This is a genomic window from Cupriavidus sp. SK-3 (genome assembly GCF_000611145.1).
Taxonomy (GTDB): domain Bacteria; phylum Pseudomonadota; class Gammaproteobacteria; order Burkholderiales; family Burkholderiaceae; genus Cupriavidus.
In genome coordinates this window covers 14,753-28,717 of the sequence record NZ_JFJV02000029.1, presented here as the reverse complement: position 1 = coordinate 28,717, position 13,965 = coordinate 14,753, and the positions used below count along the sequence as shown (strand labels likewise).

17 protein-coding genes are annotated in these 13,965 nt (G+C 67.0%); 9 read left to right on the top strand and 8 right to left on the bottom strand.

Annotated elements, in window-relative coordinates:
* The first annotated feature begins 139 nt into the window (after window positions 1-139).
* From CF70_RS02495 to CF70_RS02485, 3 genes are all read left to right on the top strand, one after another.
* A complete protein-coding gene (locus tag CF70_RS02495; protein ID WP_051647994.1) occupies window positions 140-700 on the top strand; it encodes an SRPBCC family protein in 561 nt (186 codons plus the stop codon).
* Window positions 701-777: 77 nt separating this feature from the next.
* Entirely contained in the window at window positions 778-1,041 is a 264-nt protein-coding gene (locus CF70_RS02490; protein ID WP_051647993.1) for an oxidoreductase-like domain-containing protein, read from the top strand.
* A 60-nt stretch (window positions 1,042-1,101) separates the two neighbouring features.
* Window positions 1,102-1,968 (top strand): NAD-dependent protein deacetylase, encoded by an 867-nt coding sequence (locus CF70_RS02485; RefSeq protein WP_414629419.1) that lies wholly within the window; start codon window positions 1,102-1,104, stop codon window positions 1,966-1,968.
* A 298-nt stretch (window positions 1,969-2,266) separates the two neighbouring features.
* On the opposite strand, the gene CF70_RS02475 is transcribed toward CF70_RS02485, so the two are convergent.
* Window positions 2,267-2,629, bottom strand: a complete 363-nt coding sequence (locus CF70_RS02475) for a hypothetical protein (protein ID WP_035859867.1) — start codon at window positions 2,627-2,629, stop codon at window positions 2,267-2,269.
* 104 nt (window positions 2,630-2,733) lie between these two features.
* Complete coding sequence (locus tag CF70_RS02470; protein ID WP_152561667.1) at window positions 2,734-2,952, bottom strand: hypothetical protein; 219 nt, start codon at window positions 2,950-2,952, stop codon at window positions 2,734-2,736.
* A 474-nt stretch (window positions 2,953-3,426) separates the two neighbouring features.
* On the opposite strand from CF70_RS02470, the gene CF70_RS02465 reads away from it, so the two are divergent.
* From CF70_RS02465 to CF70_RS02455, 3 genes are all read left to right on the top strand, one after another.
* Entirely contained in the window at window positions 3,427-4,338 is a 912-nt protein-coding gene (locus CF70_RS02465) for a LysR family transcriptional regulator (RefSeq protein WP_035859863.1), read from the top strand.
* A gap of 153 nt (window positions 4,339-4,491) precedes the next feature.
* Entirely contained in the window at window positions 4,492-5,190 is a 699-nt protein-coding gene (locus CF70_RS02460; RefSeq protein ID WP_200876681.1) for a DUF4286 family protein, read from the top strand.
* Window positions 5,190-6,524, top strand: coding sequence for an MFS transporter (locus CF70_RS02455; RefSeq protein ID WP_051647992.1), 1,335 nt, complete (start codon window positions 5,190-5,192; stop codon window positions 6,522-6,524). The genes CF70_RS02460 and CF70_RS02455 overlap by 1 nt, the downstream gene beginning before the upstream one ends.
* Here CF70_RS02455 and CF70_RS02450 read toward each other — a convergent pair.
* Complete coding sequence (locus tag CF70_RS02450) at window positions 6,521-7,231, bottom strand: GntR family transcriptional regulator (RefSeq protein ID WP_035859860.1); 711 nt, start codon at window positions 7,229-7,231, stop codon at window positions 6,521-6,523. The genes CF70_RS02455 and CF70_RS02450 overlap by 4 nt on opposite strands.
* Window positions 7,232-7,373: 142 nt before the next feature.
* Here CF70_RS02450 and CF70_RS36450 point away from each other — a divergent pair, with 142 nt between their 5' ends.
* The gene (locus tag CF70_RS36450) at window positions 7,374-7,523 is read left to right on the top strand and encodes a hypothetical protein (protein WP_160172224.1); all 150 of its coding nucleotides are present in this window, start codon (window positions 7,374-7,376) and stop codon (window positions 7,521-7,523) included.
* A gap of 240 nt (window positions 7,524-7,763) precedes the next feature.
* Here CF70_RS36450 and CF70_RS02445 read toward each other — a convergent pair whose 3' ends face one another.
* The 4 genes from CF70_RS02445 to CF70_RS02430 form a co-directional block, all read right to left on the bottom strand.
* The gene (locus CF70_RS02445; protein ID WP_035859858.1) at window positions 7,764-8,033 is read right to left on the bottom strand and encodes a Txe/YoeB family addiction module toxin; all 270 of its coding nucleotides are present in this window, start codon (window positions 8,031-8,033) and stop codon (window positions 7,764-7,766) included.
* Complete coding sequence (locus CF70_RS02440) at window positions 8,030-8,293, bottom strand: type II toxin-antitoxin system Phd/YefM family antitoxin (protein WP_035859856.1); 264 nt, start codon at window positions 8,291-8,293, stop codon at window positions 8,030-8,032. Before CF70_RS02440 ends, CF70_RS02445 begins: the two co-directional genes overlap by 4 nt.
* Window positions 8,294-8,623: 330 nt before the next feature.
* Window positions 8,624-9,604, bottom strand: coding sequence for a Bug family tripartite tricarboxylate transporter substrate binding protein (locus CF70_RS02435; protein ID WP_051647991.1), 981 nt, complete (start codon window positions 9,602-9,604; stop codon window positions 8,624-8,626).
* Window positions 9,605-9,646: 42 nt separating this feature from the next.
* Complete coding sequence (locus tag CF70_RS02430) at window positions 9,647-11,008, bottom strand: class-II fumarase/aspartase family protein (protein ID WP_035859854.1); 1,362 nt, start codon at window positions 11,006-11,008, stop codon at window positions 9,647-9,649.
* Window positions 11,009-11,253: 245 nt separating this feature from the next.
* Here CF70_RS02430 and CF70_RS02425 point away from each other — a divergent pair, with 245 nt between their 5' ends.
* Both CF70_RS02425 and CF70_RS02420 read left to right on the top strand, forming a co-directional pair.
* Window positions 11,254-11,982, top strand: coding sequence for a GntR family transcriptional regulator (locus CF70_RS02425; RefSeq protein WP_045240184.1), 729 nt, complete (start codon window positions 11,254-11,256; stop codon window positions 11,980-11,982).
* 131 nt (window positions 11,983-12,113) lie between these two features.
* Window positions 12,114-13,607 (top strand): fumarate hydratase, encoded by a 1,494-nt coding sequence (locus CF70_RS02420; protein WP_035859852.1) that lies wholly within the window; start codon window positions 12,114-12,116, stop codon window positions 13,605-13,607.
* Between the two features lie 20 nt (window positions 13,608-13,627).
* Here the strand turns inward: CF70_RS02420 and CF70_RS02415 are convergent, their stop codons facing one another.
* On the bottom strand, window positions 13,628-13,840 hold the full coding sequence (locus CF70_RS02415; RefSeq protein WP_035859850.1) for a DUF3820 family protein: 213 nt from the start codon (window positions 13,838-13,840) through the stop codon (window positions 13,628-13,630).
* Between the last annotated feature and the right edge of the window lie 125 nt (window positions 13,841-13,965).

Below are 13,965 nucleotides of genomic sequence, written 5' to 3'. Positions count from 1 at the left end.
GGTTGCCGCGCTTCATCCGATGCCGGCCCGACGCGGCCGGCAAAGCTGACTAAACTGGAAGCATCGCGGCCACACGCGCCGGAAGGGCCGCTGGCATTGCCGCAGTTGTCCTGCGCGCCATCCTTTCGCGTTGCTCGCCATGAGACCGCACCGAACCCTTTTTGCTGCGCTGCTCATCCTGGTGGGCGCGGCCGCCATCCTGCTGCTGCCTGTGCCCCGCGCCTGGCGCGACGTTACGCATATCGTGAACCAGGTGACGATCGCGCAACCCGACGCGGTGGTCTTCGATTACGTCTCCACGCCCGCCAACTGGCCCGACTGGCATCCGTCTTCCCTGGCGGTGACCGGCGCGGCGGATCATCCGCTGCTGCCTGGCGAGCAGGTTACCGAGACCTTCCTGGTGGCCGGGCGGCGCGGCAAGGTGGTGTGGACCGTGGTCGAGCGCAGCCGCCCCTCCGTCTGGATGATCCAGGGCACCATCGACGGGCGCGAGGCGGGAACGGTGCGCTACACGCTCGCCCCGACGCCGCAGGGCACGCGCTTCCGGCGCGACTTCAGCTACGCGGCGCCGAACCTTCTTTTTGCGCTGACCAACCGCCTGCTGCTGCGCAAGCGCATCGAGGCCGAATCCACCGAGGCGGTCACCCGGCTGCGCGCGGTGCTGGAAGCCCGCAAGCCTGCGGCCGGGACGGGCGGCTGACCAGTGCGCCGCCTTTGCCGCCGGGCTTGCCGCTCCGGGCCGTACCGTATACTGACCGGGCAAATCAATCGGAGCAGATGGTGTCGGAAGAAAACCCGGCGTCCAAGGCAGGACGCAACCCAGAACCAGCGAACGCGCCGGAGCCGGCAGCGGCGGCATTGCCGCCCAGGCCTGTTGCCCCGCCCACGCCGGATATCAACGATTGCTGCGGCAATGGCTGCGAGCCCTGCATTTTCGACCTGCACGCCGAGGCGATGGAGCGCTATCGCGCCGAACTCAAGGCGTGGCAGGCGCTCGCTGGCCAGACGGCGGACGCCAGCGCGGGTGGCCCCGTTTTCTGAGCCGCCGGCGCCGGTTCGCCTGGCGAATACGCCACACGCAACGCACAAGGAGCCTCCCCCGTGCCCGTGCCCCTTACCGACCAGCCTGTCCTGGCCGATCTCCATGCGTTCGTGCGGGGCCATCCCCGCCTGCTCGTACTGACCGGGGCCGGCATCAGCACCGATTCCGGCATTCCAGGCTACCGCGACGCGCAGGGCAACTGGCAGCGCACGCCGCCCGTGCAGGCGCAGGACTTCTTCCGCTCGCACGCGGTGCGCCAGCGCTATTGGGCGCGCAGCATGCTGGGCTGGCCGGTGCTTGCCAATGCGCAGCCGAACGCCGCGCACTTCGCGCTGGCGCAATTGCAAACCGCCGGCTACCTGCGCCAGCTGGTGACGCAGAATGTGGACGGCCTGCACCAGCGCGCCGGCAGTACCGGCGTGATTGAACTGCACGGCCACGTTGGCAGCGTGATCTGCCTGGCTTGCGGCACGCGCCGGGCACGGGCCTCGCTGCAATCGCAGCTGGAAGCCGAGAACCCCGACCTGGCGGCGTTGCGCGCCTTGCCCGCCTCCGATGGCGATGCCCATCTTGAACTGGCCAGCTTCGAGGCGGTACGCATTCCCGCCTGCGGGCATTGCGGCGGCGTGCTGAAACCCGACGTGGTGTTCTTCGGGGAATCCGTGCCGAGGGAACGCGTGGATGCCAGCATGCTGGCGCTGACGCAGGCCGATGCACTGCTGGTGATCGGTTCATCGCTGACGGTGTTCTCGGGCTACCGCTTCTGCCTCGCCGCCGGCAAGCTGGGCAAGCCTGTCGCCGCCATCAACCTCGGCCAGACCCGTGCGGATGCGCTGCTCGCGCTGAAGGTGGATGTGTCTTGCGCGGCGGCGCTGACGGACCTGGTAGCGCGGCTGGACCTGCCCGCAGGCGCCCCCGGCTACTGAGGACCCGTGTGCAAAGGCTGCGGCGGGGCGCTGCCGCAGCCTTTGTTGTGGTCAGGGCTTCAGATGCCTGGCGAACCATTCGCGCGCGGCCTGGCTGGTCGTCTTGAAGTGCTCCAGGTACGGCGTGAAGTGGCCGCCGGAAATCATCGCGGATTGGTGCTCTTTGGCGGGCGGCAGCGCGCGCTCCGAAGGCTGCGTCTTTGCGCGGAGGAGGCATGGCGTAGGACGAGGATGGCGCTGGCGCAAGAGCGATGCCACTGCCGCCAGCGAAACCCGGATTGCACGCTGCGCGCCGTGCTCAGGGATTGGGCCGGGCGAGCGGATTGCCGGGGCCGGGTGCTGGCAGCGCTTGCCGCCCATCGTCCGCGTGCAGCATGAAGCTGCCCGCCGTGTCGGGTCCGCCGACGATCTGCAGGCCTTGCCGCAGCAGCCAGGCCCGGATCTCGGCCTCGGTGGCTTCCGGGCGGAACTGCGCGCGGATGTCGTTGCCGCCGGCGCCAGGGGCCCGGGGCGCCGCCGCCGGCGTTGCGCCGTCGCTGTGGTAGCGCCACAGCAGCAGGCCGGATTGCAGGATGGCCAGGGCGGCGGCAAGGGCGGCAAAGGGCTTGACCCAGCGGCCGCCGCTGGCGGGGCCAGCCGGGGCGGCCGGTGGATGCGGCATGGGCCTTTCTTTCCTGCCGCCGCTGCTGCCGGCCGTGCTTACCGTTGTGTCTTGCGCACCGTCCGGCTGCCCGCCGCGCGCCGCCGGTTGGGTCACAGGTTGGGTCACCGGTTGCGGTAAAGGCGCAGGTCGTCCGCGTGCGCGGGGCCGTTGCGCCCCTCGCCGGGCATTACACGCTCGACGAAGAACTGATGGCGCAGATCGGGCAAGGCGTCGTCGAGCGACGCGGCCTCGCGCGGGCGGTAGTTAGCCAGAACAGCCATCACGCGTTGATAGAACTCTTCCCACGCATCGCGCGAGAGCGTCTCCTGAGTGTTCCACAACGCCTTGATCCTGGGAAAGTGCTCCGAAGACAAGACTGGACCTTTCTATGGTTGTTGCTCTTATGGTCTTTTCAGCGCTGGCTCTGGTTTGCCTGCCCGTCGCAGGCCGCATCCCTTGCCTGCCGGCAGCGCGGACGCGCATTGTAGCGCCTGCGCGCGAGGAAAAAGTGCACACGGCGGCGCTTATCCGGTCCTTGCCGCGTCCCGGCTTACGCCCACTGGGCTCCAGCGGGCACCACCCCACGTCAGAGGGGATGTTTATTGTGCTGCACATTTAACCGATGGCGCCAGGGCAAGCTAGGGAATGCCACTACAGCGCTGGCGCGGATATTGCATACAATCTCTCTGTTAATTCTGTGAAATTTCACAAGGCGATAAACATGCATTTGCCGGAACCGGACCGATCTGGCCGGGAGCAGGTTTGACGGAAGGGGCGCACCACTGTGGGGCGCGGCCGGGCCGGGGTGCCGCGCCATGAACACGCGCTTCGTCGAAGCCTTCATGTGGGTAGCCCGCCTTGGCAGCTTTCGCGCGGCGGCCGAGAAGCTGCATATCACCCAGGCCGCGATGTCCAATCGCATTGCCTCGCTGGAGCAGGAAATCGGCGCGCGCGTGTTCGAGCGCGAGGCGCGCGACCTGCGGCTCACGCCAGTGGGCCTGCGCCTGCTGGGCTACGGCGAACGGCTGCTGGAACTGCAGCGGGAGATCATGGTGCTGGGCCGCTCGGGCCATGAGTTGCTGGGGCTGGTGCGCATCGGCGCCATCGAGAGCGTGGTGCATACCTGGCTGGTGGATTTCCTGCGGCATCTGCAATCGTCCTATCCCGGTATCGAGGTGCAGATCACTTCGGAAACCACCGAAGGCCTGCACAAGACCTTGCGTGCCGGCGGCATCGATATCGCCTTGCAGACCGATCCCGCGGTGGGCGAGGGCATCACCAGCACGCCGTGCCTGCCGATGGCGATAGGGTGGATCGGGCCGGCCGGGACGGCACAGCCGGGCGAAGGAAAGCTGGCCTCGCTGCTGCAGCACCCGACCATCACCATGAGTCCCGGTTCGCAGCCGCACCTGGCGCTTAAGGAACTGTACCGCAAGGCGGGGTTGCCGGTCGGCAAAGTGCACTGCGTCAGTTCCATCGCGGCCATCGTGCGCCTGGTGAAAGCCGGCTTTGGCAATGCGCTGATGCCGCTGGCACCCGTGCGCGAAGAAGTCGAGCGCGGCGAGCTGCGTGTGATTGCGTGCGACGTGCCGCTGCCGCATCAGCGTCTGGTGGTAAGCCATCTCGATCACGCCGCGTCGGAGGCGATCCGGCTGGTCGCGGAGCTTGCGTGCCGCGAATCGGATCGCTTCGTGCGCTCGCTGCCCGCACCGTTTGCGCCGGAGTGATGCGCCGCAGTGCGCTACGCTGGTGCGCGAACGCGGCCGGGTCGAACAGAAAAACTGATCGGAAACACGAAGAAAAACCCGTTTGTCGCGCGCGGCGATCGCGCCGATCATCAACTCACCGCTTTGGAATCAGCGTGGCAACCGGAGAGTTTGATGAGCGAGATGTTTGCGACCGAGAGTTTGGCGATGGAACGCCTGACGGGGATCGCCCCGCAGGGCATGTTGTTCGTCGCGTCCAATGTGGACGCGGCCGACGAGGCCGATTTCAATCAGTGGTACGACCGCGAGCATGTCGAGGAGCGCGCCCGTATCGAAGGCTTTATCTCCGCGGCGCGCTATGAGGCCGTACAGGGCGGCCCGAAGTATCTCGGCCTGTATCGCACCGAGTCGCTTGCGGCATTCACGTCCGCGGCCTACCAGGCGGCGTTCCGCCGCCAGACGCCGTGGTCCGTGGCCAACCTGGCGCGCATGCGCCAGCCGATGCGCCGCGTGAGCGAAGTCACCGCCACGGTCGGGCAAGGCAGCGGCAGCTGGCTCGCCGTATTGCCGCTGGCGCAGCCGGAGGACGCGCTGGCGCTGGTCGATCTCGCTGGCGAGGTGGGCGGGCAACTCTCCGCGCGGGCCGGTTTCGTCCAGTCCTACCTGCTGATGCCGGACGCGGAGCTGAGCCAGCCCTTGCCGAAGGAATGCCTGGCGGACCGGCAGTTGCTGCCCATCCTGGTGATCGAGAGCAGCGCCGCAGCCGCGAGCGAACTGGCACTGCAGGAAGCCGCTGAACGGCTGGGCGCCCCGGTGCAGCAGGCTGCCCGCTACGCACTCAAGTGGAAGCTCTTCGCGCGGGAGGTGGTGTGATGCACAACGCCAACACGATTTCCGCCGCGCCGGGCGCATCCGATGCCGCCGCTTCCGGCACCGCCGCGCCGAAGATGGGCCGTCTGGCCGCGGCCAGCACCATCGGCACCACGCTGGAATGGTACGACTTCACTGTCTACAACCTGATGGCCGCGCTGGTGTTCAACGCGGTCTTCTTCCCCTCGTTCGATCCGCTCACCGGCACGATCCTGGCGTTCTCCACCTATGCGGTGGGCTATGTCTCGCGCCCGCTTGGCGGCGTGTTGTTCGGGCACCTTGGCGACAAGCTCGGCCGGCGCTTCGTGCTGGTCGCCACGCTGGTCCTGATGGGCGTGGCCACGGGCCTGATGGGTTTGCTGCCCACCTACATGTCGTGGGGCATCTGGAGCCCGATCCTGCTGGTGGCGCTGCGCTTCCTGCAAGGCGCGGCCATCGGCGGCGAATGGGCGGGCGCGGTCCTGCTGTCGATGGAACACGGCGAGCAGCACCAGCGCGGGCGCAATGCTTCCTTTACCCAGGTGGGGCCGTCGTGCGGCACGCTGCTGGGTACTGGCTTTATCGCCGTGGTTTCGCTGTGGCTGAGCCCGGAGGATTTCCAGGCATGGGGCTGGCGCATTCCGTTCCTGTCGAGCGTGCTGCTGGTCGTCTTTGGGCTGTGGCTGCGCAAGGGCGTTGAGGAAACGCCGCTGTTCAGGGAGATGGAGGCGCGCAAGAGCACGGCCAGGACCCCGATCAAGGAAGTGTTCGTGGATCACTGGCGGCGCCTGCTGCTGGCCGGCGGCGTGCGCATTGGCTCCGACGTGCTCTATGCGCTGGTGGTGGTATTCACGCTGACTTACGTGACCAGCGTGCTGCACCTGTCCCGGCCGCTGGCGCTGACCGCGACCATGATCGGGGCGGCGTGCAACGCCGTTGCGGTGCCTTTGTTCGGCAGCCTGTCGGACCGGCTCGGGCGCCGGCCAGTGTATATCGCCGGCGCCTTGCTGGCGGTGGTGTGGGCCTTCGTCTTCTTCCGGCTGATGGACAGCGCGCAGCCGCTGCAGATCTGCGCGGCAGTGGTGGTCGGGCTGATCATCCACGCCATGATGTACGGCCCGCAGGCGGCCTTCGTGACCGAGCAGTTCCCCACGCGGGTGCGCTATGCCGGGTCGTCGCTGGCCTATACGCTGGCCGGCATCGTGGGAGGCGGCTTCGCGCCGCTGATCATCGCCAGCCTGTACAAGTCGTATGGCTCGACGCTGGCCATCTCGCTGTATGTCTGCGCTGCCCTGGCGTTGACGCTGGTGGCCTTGCTGGCCGCCCGGGAAACGGCGAACAAGCCGCTGGAAAGCTAAGCCTGGTCCGCCGACGCGAAGACGGTTTCGCGGCGGCCTTGCAGCAAGGACTGGCGAAAAGAGAGCACATGCGCCGTGACCGCGCTGGCCGCTGCCGCGGCGTCGCCGTCGCGCAGCGCCTGCAGGATGGCGCGGTGCTCGGCGCCGACTTCGCCCAGGTGCCCTTCGGACGACAGCGAGATGGCCCAGAAGCGTTGCGAGCGCGCATGCAGCACCTTGAGGATCTCGATCAGGATCGGATTAGCCGAAATTTCCGCGATCTGCTCATGGAACAGCCGGTCCAGGTGGGTCACCAGCGGCAGGTCGCGCCGCGCCACGGCATCGTCGACCTGGCGCAGGATGGCATCGAGCTTCTGCAAGCCGGCGGGGGTGATGCGCTCGGCGGCCAGCCTGGCGCACAGCGTTTCGTTGGCCAGCCGCACGTCGATCAGGTGCAGGGCGTCGTCAATGGAAAGCGGCGCGACCACCACGCCCTTGCGCGGCAGGATCTGAACCAGCCCTTCGTTGGCGAGCCGGTGCAGCGCCTGGTTGATCGGCGTGCGGCCAATGTCGAGATCGTCCACCAGGGTGGAGATATTGAGATGCTCGCCGGGACGGTAGACCAGCGTGGTCAGCCGTTCCCGCAGGCCGGTGTAGGCCCGCTCGTTCTGCGATGGTTCTTCGGTCCTGGTCCGGGCGCGCGATGAACCGGCGCTACGGTGATCCACTGATGGCAAAACTCTCTCCCGACAACACGGCAATGCTTGCAAGGGCGATATCGTACTACCAAAACCCGGCGCGAACGCCTGGTCTTGCGCTCACTGTGCCTGGCGGTGCCGAAGACGTTTTCCCACGTGGATGCCGGCGCCCGTGGCGAAAGCCTTTGCCTGTGCGTTGGCGCGCCTTTCGGCGGCCGGGGCCGTCATCGTGGAACGCGACATGATCGAATTTGCCGAGTCGCTCGACATCCGTGCGCTCGGCATGGGCATTGCCGCGCAAGCCCATGCGTTAGCGCGCTGAATACGCTGATCGATGCGGAAATTGCGATCCGCCGCGTTGAGGCGTTCGCACCGTCACCGGAACAGGTTGCCTGGAATGCCGGAACGCGACGGAACGTGAGCGGTTCATGATGCTGTTGATTTCCGCACAGCACGTGCGATGATCAGAATAGCGCTGTGCCACTTGTCCTCCGCCGTGTGTTCATCGAAATCACCGGGATGGCTGCCGAGAACTTGTGTCGGAAGCCGGCCTGAGCCGGCGTTACTTGTCGCCGTATTGGAAGCGGCAGCTGGCGATGCGCAGCAAGTCGTCATCGGCATCGTAGACCAAGCGGTTCGCATCGTTGATGCGGCGCGACCAGAAACCGGACAGGTCGCCCTTCAAGGGCTCCGGCTTGCCGATCCCCGTGAACGGGTCGCGCTGGCACTCGGCAATGAGTTGATTGATGCGTCTGAGGATCTTCTTGTCCTGGGTCTGCCACCAGACGTATTCGTCCCAGGCGTTCCGTGCAAATAGGACTTTGCGCGTCATTCAGCGTCCGGGTCGATCAGGTCGTGTGGCACGGCCTCGCCCTGGCGCAGTTGTGCGATCGACTCCATCAGTCGCTTCGCGTTGGCCGGATTCGACATCAGATACATCGTTTCCATCCAGCTGTCATATTGTTCCTGGGACATGATGACGGCATTCGGCGCGTCGCGGCGCGTGATCAGAATGGCGTCATGATCGTCGATGGCTTGGTCGATGACCGCCTTCAGGTTGTTGCGGGCATCGGAGAAATGAATGGTGCGCATGGCACTTCCCCTATAGGACTTGTTCAATTACTTGGACAAGTATAGCACCGGAAGGATTCGGAGTGCGCTGGCTGCTGTCAGACGGCGATCATCAACGCGTTCGGTCACGATTGGCTCTCTCCCAGCAGCCCGGGGCTGACAGGAAAATTGACGCCAGTTGTACGAGAGCGTGCCAAACCGGGGGCTAAGCGGCGACACTGCGAGCGCATTCACGGGGATCAGAGCCCCGGTGGCAGCGCAGAGTGCACTGGCCATCACGGGATCTACGCCGTGATGTGCCGGAACGGCGCCCATCGGAGAACTCGGCATGATCGAGTTCACGAGTCGCCCTTAATCGAGCTTGATGTCAGCCGCGGTGATCACCGTCTTCCACTTGGCCACCTCGGCTGCGGTGTGCTGGTTCAGCGCCGCGGACTTGTAGGCGGCTTCGGGCAGCAGCTGGATGCCCTGTTCCGTCAGTTTCCTGGAGAAATCAGGGTCGGCGATGGCTTTCGCGAACGCGGCGTAGTTGCGGGCAATGATGTCCTTGGGCGTGCCCTTCGGCGCGTACAGGCCGTACCAGGTGGACGCCTCGAAGTTCGGCACCACCGTCTCCGCCACGGTGGGCACATTGGGGAACTGCGGCACGCGCTGCCTCGCCGTCTGGGCGATGGCGACGACCTTGCCGCCCTTGACCTGGGGCAGGGCCGTGTTGGTCTGGTCGAACATGCCGTCGACCTGCCCGCCCATCACGTCGGTCAGTGCCGGACCGGCGCCTTTATAGGACACCGGCGTCACCTTGATCTTCGCCTGCTGGGCGAACATGGCCGCCACCAGGTGGGAGGTGGAGCCCACCCCTGCGTTGCCGAAGTTCAGCTTGCCCGGGTTGGCGCTGGCAAAAGCGACGAGGTCCTGTACGGTCTTGAATTTCGAGTTCGCGCCCACCAGCAGCACCAGCGGCGTATCGGGGAAGCGGAACACGCCGTCGAAGTCCTTGACTGGGTCGTAGGACAGCTTCTTGTACAGCGACGGAGCGGCGGCCATATAGCCCATGTGCCCGACCAGGAAGGTATAGCCATCGGGCGCGGCCTTAGCCGCCTTGCCCGCGCCGATGGTGCCGCCGGCGCCGGCCTGGTTCTCGATCAGCACCGGCTGGCCGAGGTCGCGCCCGACGCGCTCGGCGATATTGCGGGCGAGCGCGTCGGTGGGGCCGCCGGCGGCAAAGGGCACGATCCAGGTGATGGGGCGGGTGGGGTAGGTTTGCGCCAGTGCGCCGGTGGTACTGGTGGACAGGGCTAGCAGGGCGAGGACGGCGGCCAGTTGCTTGGTCATGGTTGTCTCCTTCATCAAGGTTGTTCTGGTTCTTCGGATGCTTTAACGGGTGGCCAGCACCGTGTCCTTCACCACCGCCAGCGCCATGCGCTCGGCGGCGCCCAGGTAGTTGGCGGGATCGGTCAGGTAGCGGATCTGCGGTTCGCCCAGGCGTGCCACGATGTCCTGGTTCTCACAGAGCACGGCATAGAGGCTGCGCTTGTGCTCGATGGCGTGGCGGCAAGCGTCGTAGACCACGTCGTGGGCCTGCTGGCGGCCGATGGCCGGCGCCAGTCCCATCATCACGGCCTCGGCCACGATCAGCCCGCCGGTGAGGTCGAGGTTGCCGCGCATGCGGGCGGTATCCACCGACAGGCCCTTGAGCATGAAGGCGGCCTGGCCCAGCGCGCCCGATGCCAGCAGGAAGCTCTCCGGCACCGCGCTCCATTCCAGGTGCCATGGCCCGGTGGCGCGTTCGAAATCCTGAATCATGGCGTCGAGCATCAGCGCGGCCCGCTCGCGCAGCATCTTGGCTGCCGCCAGCATCAGTTCGCTGGAAATCGGGTTGCGCTTTTGCGGCATGGTCGAGCTGGCGCCGCGGCCTTCCACGAAGGGCTCGGCCACCTCGCCGAACTCGGACGAGGCCATCGTCATCACGTCCAGCGCGATCTTGCCCAGCGAGCCGCCGATCGCGGCCAGCAGCGAGACCAGCTCCGCCAGGCCGTCGCGGGCCACGTGCCAGGTAATGCGCGGGTCGCGCAGGCCGAGTTCTTCGGCCAGGTTGGCGCGCACGGTGAGGCCGATATCGGTGTCGCCCAGCGAGGCGAGCGTGCCGGCCGCACCGCCGAACTCCACCAGCAGCGCGCGCGCCTTGGCCTGGGCCAGCCGCTCCGCGTGGCGGTTCAGCGACGACAGCCAGACCGCGGCGCGAAAGCCGAAGGTGACCGGCAGCGCATGTTGCAGGTGCGTGCGCCCGGCGGTGACGGTACGCGCGTGCGCCGCCGCCAGCGTCTTGAGCGCGCCGCGCACTTCATCGAGCTGGGTCTCGATGATGGCCACTGCTGCCTTGCACTGGAGCATGGTGGCGGTGTCCATGATGTCCTGCGTGGTGGCGCCCCAGTGGACATAGCGGCCGGCTTCGCCGCACATCTCGCTCAGTTGGCGCACCAGCGGCAGGATGGGATAGCCCACGATCTCGGTCTCGGCGCGCATCGCGTCGAGGTCGATCTTGTCCAGGCTGGCGCGCGCGGTGATCTCGCGGGCGGCTTCGGCCGGGATCAGGCCCGCCTTGGCCTGCGCCCTGGCCAGCGCGGTCTCGGTGTCGATGCAGCGCGCCACATAGGCGCGGTCGTCGAAGATGGCACGCATCTGCGGAGTGCCGAACATGTCGCGGAAGAGAACGGAGTCGAAGACGGTAGTAGCCATGGGTGCGGGTTCCTGAAAGTGTCGGCAATCGGGTCAGGGGCGGGCGGCAGGGACGCTGAACCTGTGCCTCATCCAACCTGCCAATATGTCTATCTAAAGAATATGTTTAAACATATTCTAGGAATATGGGTTTTGCCCGTCAAGCCGGATCTGCGTCAGGTTTACCCTTTGCGCTTGGCTAGCGGTCCGTCAGGCGCTAGCATTTGCTACGCCGCAAGCACATCGATCAATCATTCAGGGAACCCATGGAGCCACGCCACGCCGAGTTGACCAAGGCGCTCATTCACGACATTACGAGCGGGGTCTACCCTGTCGGGTCAAGCCTGCCGGGCGAACTGGAGCTGGCCGAGAAGCACGGCGTCAGCCGCGGCACCGTGCGTGTGGCGCTGATGCGCATCCAGGAGCTTGGCCTGGTTTCGCGCAAGAAGCGCGCGGGCACGCGGGTGGAAGCCGCCGCGCCGCGCAGCAGCGAATACACGCCCAAGCTTTCCACCATCGACGAACTGGTGCAATACGGCGCCGCCACCCTGCGCACCATCCACGGCGCGCGCGAGATCGTGATGGATATCGAGCTGGCCACCCGCCTAGGCTGTCAGCCTGGCTCGCGCTGGCTCCATATCGAGACATCCCGCACCAATCCGGAAGCGCCATCCCATCCGCTGTCGTGGTCCGATGTCTACGTGATGGCGGCTGACGGCGCCAAGATCCGCAAGCTGCTCAAGACCGACACCAGCCTGATCAGCGATCTGGTCGGCAAGGCAACCGGGCGCCTGGTCAGGGAAGTGCGCCAGACCGTAAGGGCGGTGGGGGTGCCGGCGGCGCTGGCCGAGGTGCTGGGTACCGCGCCGGACGCCCATGCGCTGGAATTCGTGCGGCGGTATTACGACCAGTCCGACCGGCTGTTCGAAGTCGTGGTGAGCCTGCATCCGGCCGACAGGTTCACGTACTCGACCGTGCTGCAGCGGCAGGGCTGAGCCTGCGCCGGGCCGCGCGGGCGTGTTTGCGTTTGCCCTGCAGGCTGTGTCATTATGTATAGACATAATAGATGCGCGCAGCAGCGGGTCCGCCCGGTTCGCCCGGTCGGCCCGTTGTGCCAGCCCCCGCCATGACTGTGATCTTCCAGGAAGACGTCGTCGACACCATTGCCGATGCGCTCCAGTACGTCAGCTACTACCATCCCGCCGATTTCGTCCAGGCGCTCAAGCGCGCCTTCGCCGCCGAGCCCGCCGGCGCGGCGCGAGACGCCATCGAGCAGTTGCTGGTCAACAGCCGCATGAGCGCGCAAGCCCATCGGCCGATCTGCCAGGACACCGGCGTGGCGCAGGTCTTCATGACGGTGGGCATGAACGTGCGGTTTGCCGCGCGCGACGGCGGTCCGTTGATCCCGGTGCAGCAGATGGTCGATGCGGCAGTGCGCCGCGGCTATACCGACAGCGCCAATCCCCTGCGTGCCACCATGGTGGGCTCGGCGCTGGGCGAGCGGCGCAATACCGGCGACAACACGCCGGGCTTCCTGCAACTTGAACTGGTACCCGGCAATACCGTGACGATGACCGTGGCGGCAAAGGGTGGCGGGGGTGACGTCAAGGCGAAGTTCGCCACGCTCAACCCGAGCGATTCCCTGGTCGACTGGATCCTCGCTGCCATTCCGCAGATGGGTGCCGGCTGGTGCCCGCCTGGCGTGCTTGGCGTAGGAGTGGGCGGCACGCCGGAGCAGGCCATGCTGGCGGCCAAGCGCGCCTTGTTCAGCCCCATCGATATCGACGCGTTGCGCGCCAGGGGTGCGGCGGACGACGCCGAGCGGCTGCGGCTGGAACTGTTCGACCGCATCAATGCGCTCGGCATCGGCGCGCAGGGGCTGGGCGGGCTGGCCACCGTGCTCGATGTCAAGGTGGCGGCCTTGCCCTGCCATGCCGCGACGCTGCCCGTGGCGCTGATTCCCAATTGCGCGGCGACGCGCTTCGTCACGGTCGAACTGGACGGCTCGGGCCCGGCGCGGCTGGAGCCGCCGCCCGCCGACACCTGGGACGGTATTCCCGCCGCAATGACGGCCCCGCCGGGGCGCGTGGTCGACCTGGACCGCCTGGACGCCGCGGAGGTGGCGCAGTGGCGGGTTGGCGAGACATTGCGGCTGCGCGGCCGTTTGCTGACGGCCCGCGATGCCGCGCACAAACGGCTGGTGGCCATGCTTGACGCTGGTGAGCCGCTGCCGGTGCCGCTGCGCGACCGCGCGATCTACTACGTGGGCCCGGTCGATGCCGTGGGCGACGAGGCGGTGGGCCCGGCTGGTCCCACCACGGCCACGCGCATGGATAAGTTTGTGCCGCAGTTGCTGGAGCAGACCGGCTTGCTGGTCATGATCGGCAAGGCCGAGCGCGGTCCCCGTGCCATCGAGGCCATCCGCCGCCACGGCGCGGCCTACCTGATCGCGGTGGGTGGCGCGGCCTACCTGATATCGAGGGCGATCCGCAAGGCGCGCGTGCTGGCCTTTCCGGAGCTGGGCATGGAAGCCATCTATGAGTTCGAGGTGGAGGACATGCCCGCCACCGTGGCGGTGGACGCGCAGGGGCGGTCCATTCACCGGATTGCCGCCGGCTGAGCCGGCAGGCTGCGGATGCGCTAACGGCCGCGCAGCGGGTCCAGCAGGCCGGTCAGGCCGTTGTGGTCGAGTTCGTGCATCAGCGCCAGCAGCTTGCCGATCTCGCCGGGCGGGAAGCCCTCGCGCGCGAACCAGTTCAGGTAGTTGCCCGGCAGGTCCGCGATAACGCGGCCCTTGTACTTGCCGTAGGGCATGGTGCGGGTGAGCAGGAGTGGCAGGTGTTCGGGATTCATGTGACGGCCTCGGGCCGGCAACGGATGGCGCCGGCCGGGGAATGTTACCAGTGTGCCCAGGCGTCCTGTGCGCCTGGGCGGGAAGTGCCGGGTTTGCCCCTGGCCGCCGCGCCGGGGTACGATCG

What these genes read in the sequence shown, in the direction of transcription:
- CF70_RS02445 (WP_035859858.1), bottom strand. Translation starts at nt 8,033, where the DNA reads ATGACGCGCAAAGTCCTATTTGCACGGAACGCCTGGGACGAATACGTC.
- CF70_RS02455 (WP_051647992.1), top strand. Translation starts at nt 5,190, where the DNA reads ATGCACAACGCCAACACGATTTCCGCCGCGCCGGGCGCATCCGATGCC.
- CF70_RS02420 (WP_035859852.1), top strand. Translation starts at nt 12,114, where the DNA reads ATGACTGTGATCTTCCAGGAAGACGTCGTCGACACCATTGCCGATGCG.
- CF70_RS02460 (WP_200876681.1), top strand. Translation starts at nt 4,492, where the DNA reads ATGAGCGAGATGTTTGCGACCGAGAGTTTGGCGATGGAACGCCTGACG.
- CF70_RS02465 (WP_035859863.1), top strand. Translation starts at nt 3,427, where the DNA reads ATGAACACGCGCTTCGTCGAAGCCTTCATGTGGGTAGCCCGCCTTGGC.
- CF70_RS02440 (WP_035859856.1), bottom strand. Translation starts at nt 8,293, where the DNA reads ATGCGCACCATTCATTTCTCCGATGCCCGCAACAACCTGAAGGCGGTC.
- CF70_RS02415 (WP_035859850.1), bottom strand. Translation starts at nt 13,840, where the DNA reads ATGAATCCCGAACACCTGCCACTCCTGCTCACCCGCACCATGCCCTAC.
- CF70_RS02490 (WP_051647993.1), top strand. Translation starts at nt 778, where the DNA reads ATGGTGTCGGAAGAAAACCCGGCGTCCAAGGCAGGACGCAACCCAGAA.
- CF70_RS02430 (WP_035859854.1), bottom strand. Translation starts at nt 11,008, where the DNA reads ATGGCTACTACCGTCTTCGACTCCGTTCTCTTCCGCGACATGTTCGGC.
- CF70_RS02425 (WP_045240184.1), top strand. Translation starts at nt 11,254, where the DNA reads ATGGAGCCACGCCACGCCGAGTTGACCAAGGCGCTCATTCACGACATT.
- CF70_RS02435 (WP_051647991.1), bottom strand. Translation starts at nt 9,604, where the DNA reads ATGACCAAGCAACTGGCCGCCGTCCTCGCCCTGCTAGCCCTGTCCACC.
- CF70_RS02495 (WP_051647994.1), top strand. Translation starts at nt 140, where the DNA reads ATGAGACCGCACCGAACCCTTTTTGCTGCGCTGCTCATCCTGGTGGGC.
- CF70_RS02475 (WP_035859867.1), bottom strand. Translation starts at nt 2,629, where the DNA reads ATGCCGCATCCACCGGCCGCCCCGGCTGGCCCCGCCAGCGGCGGCCGC.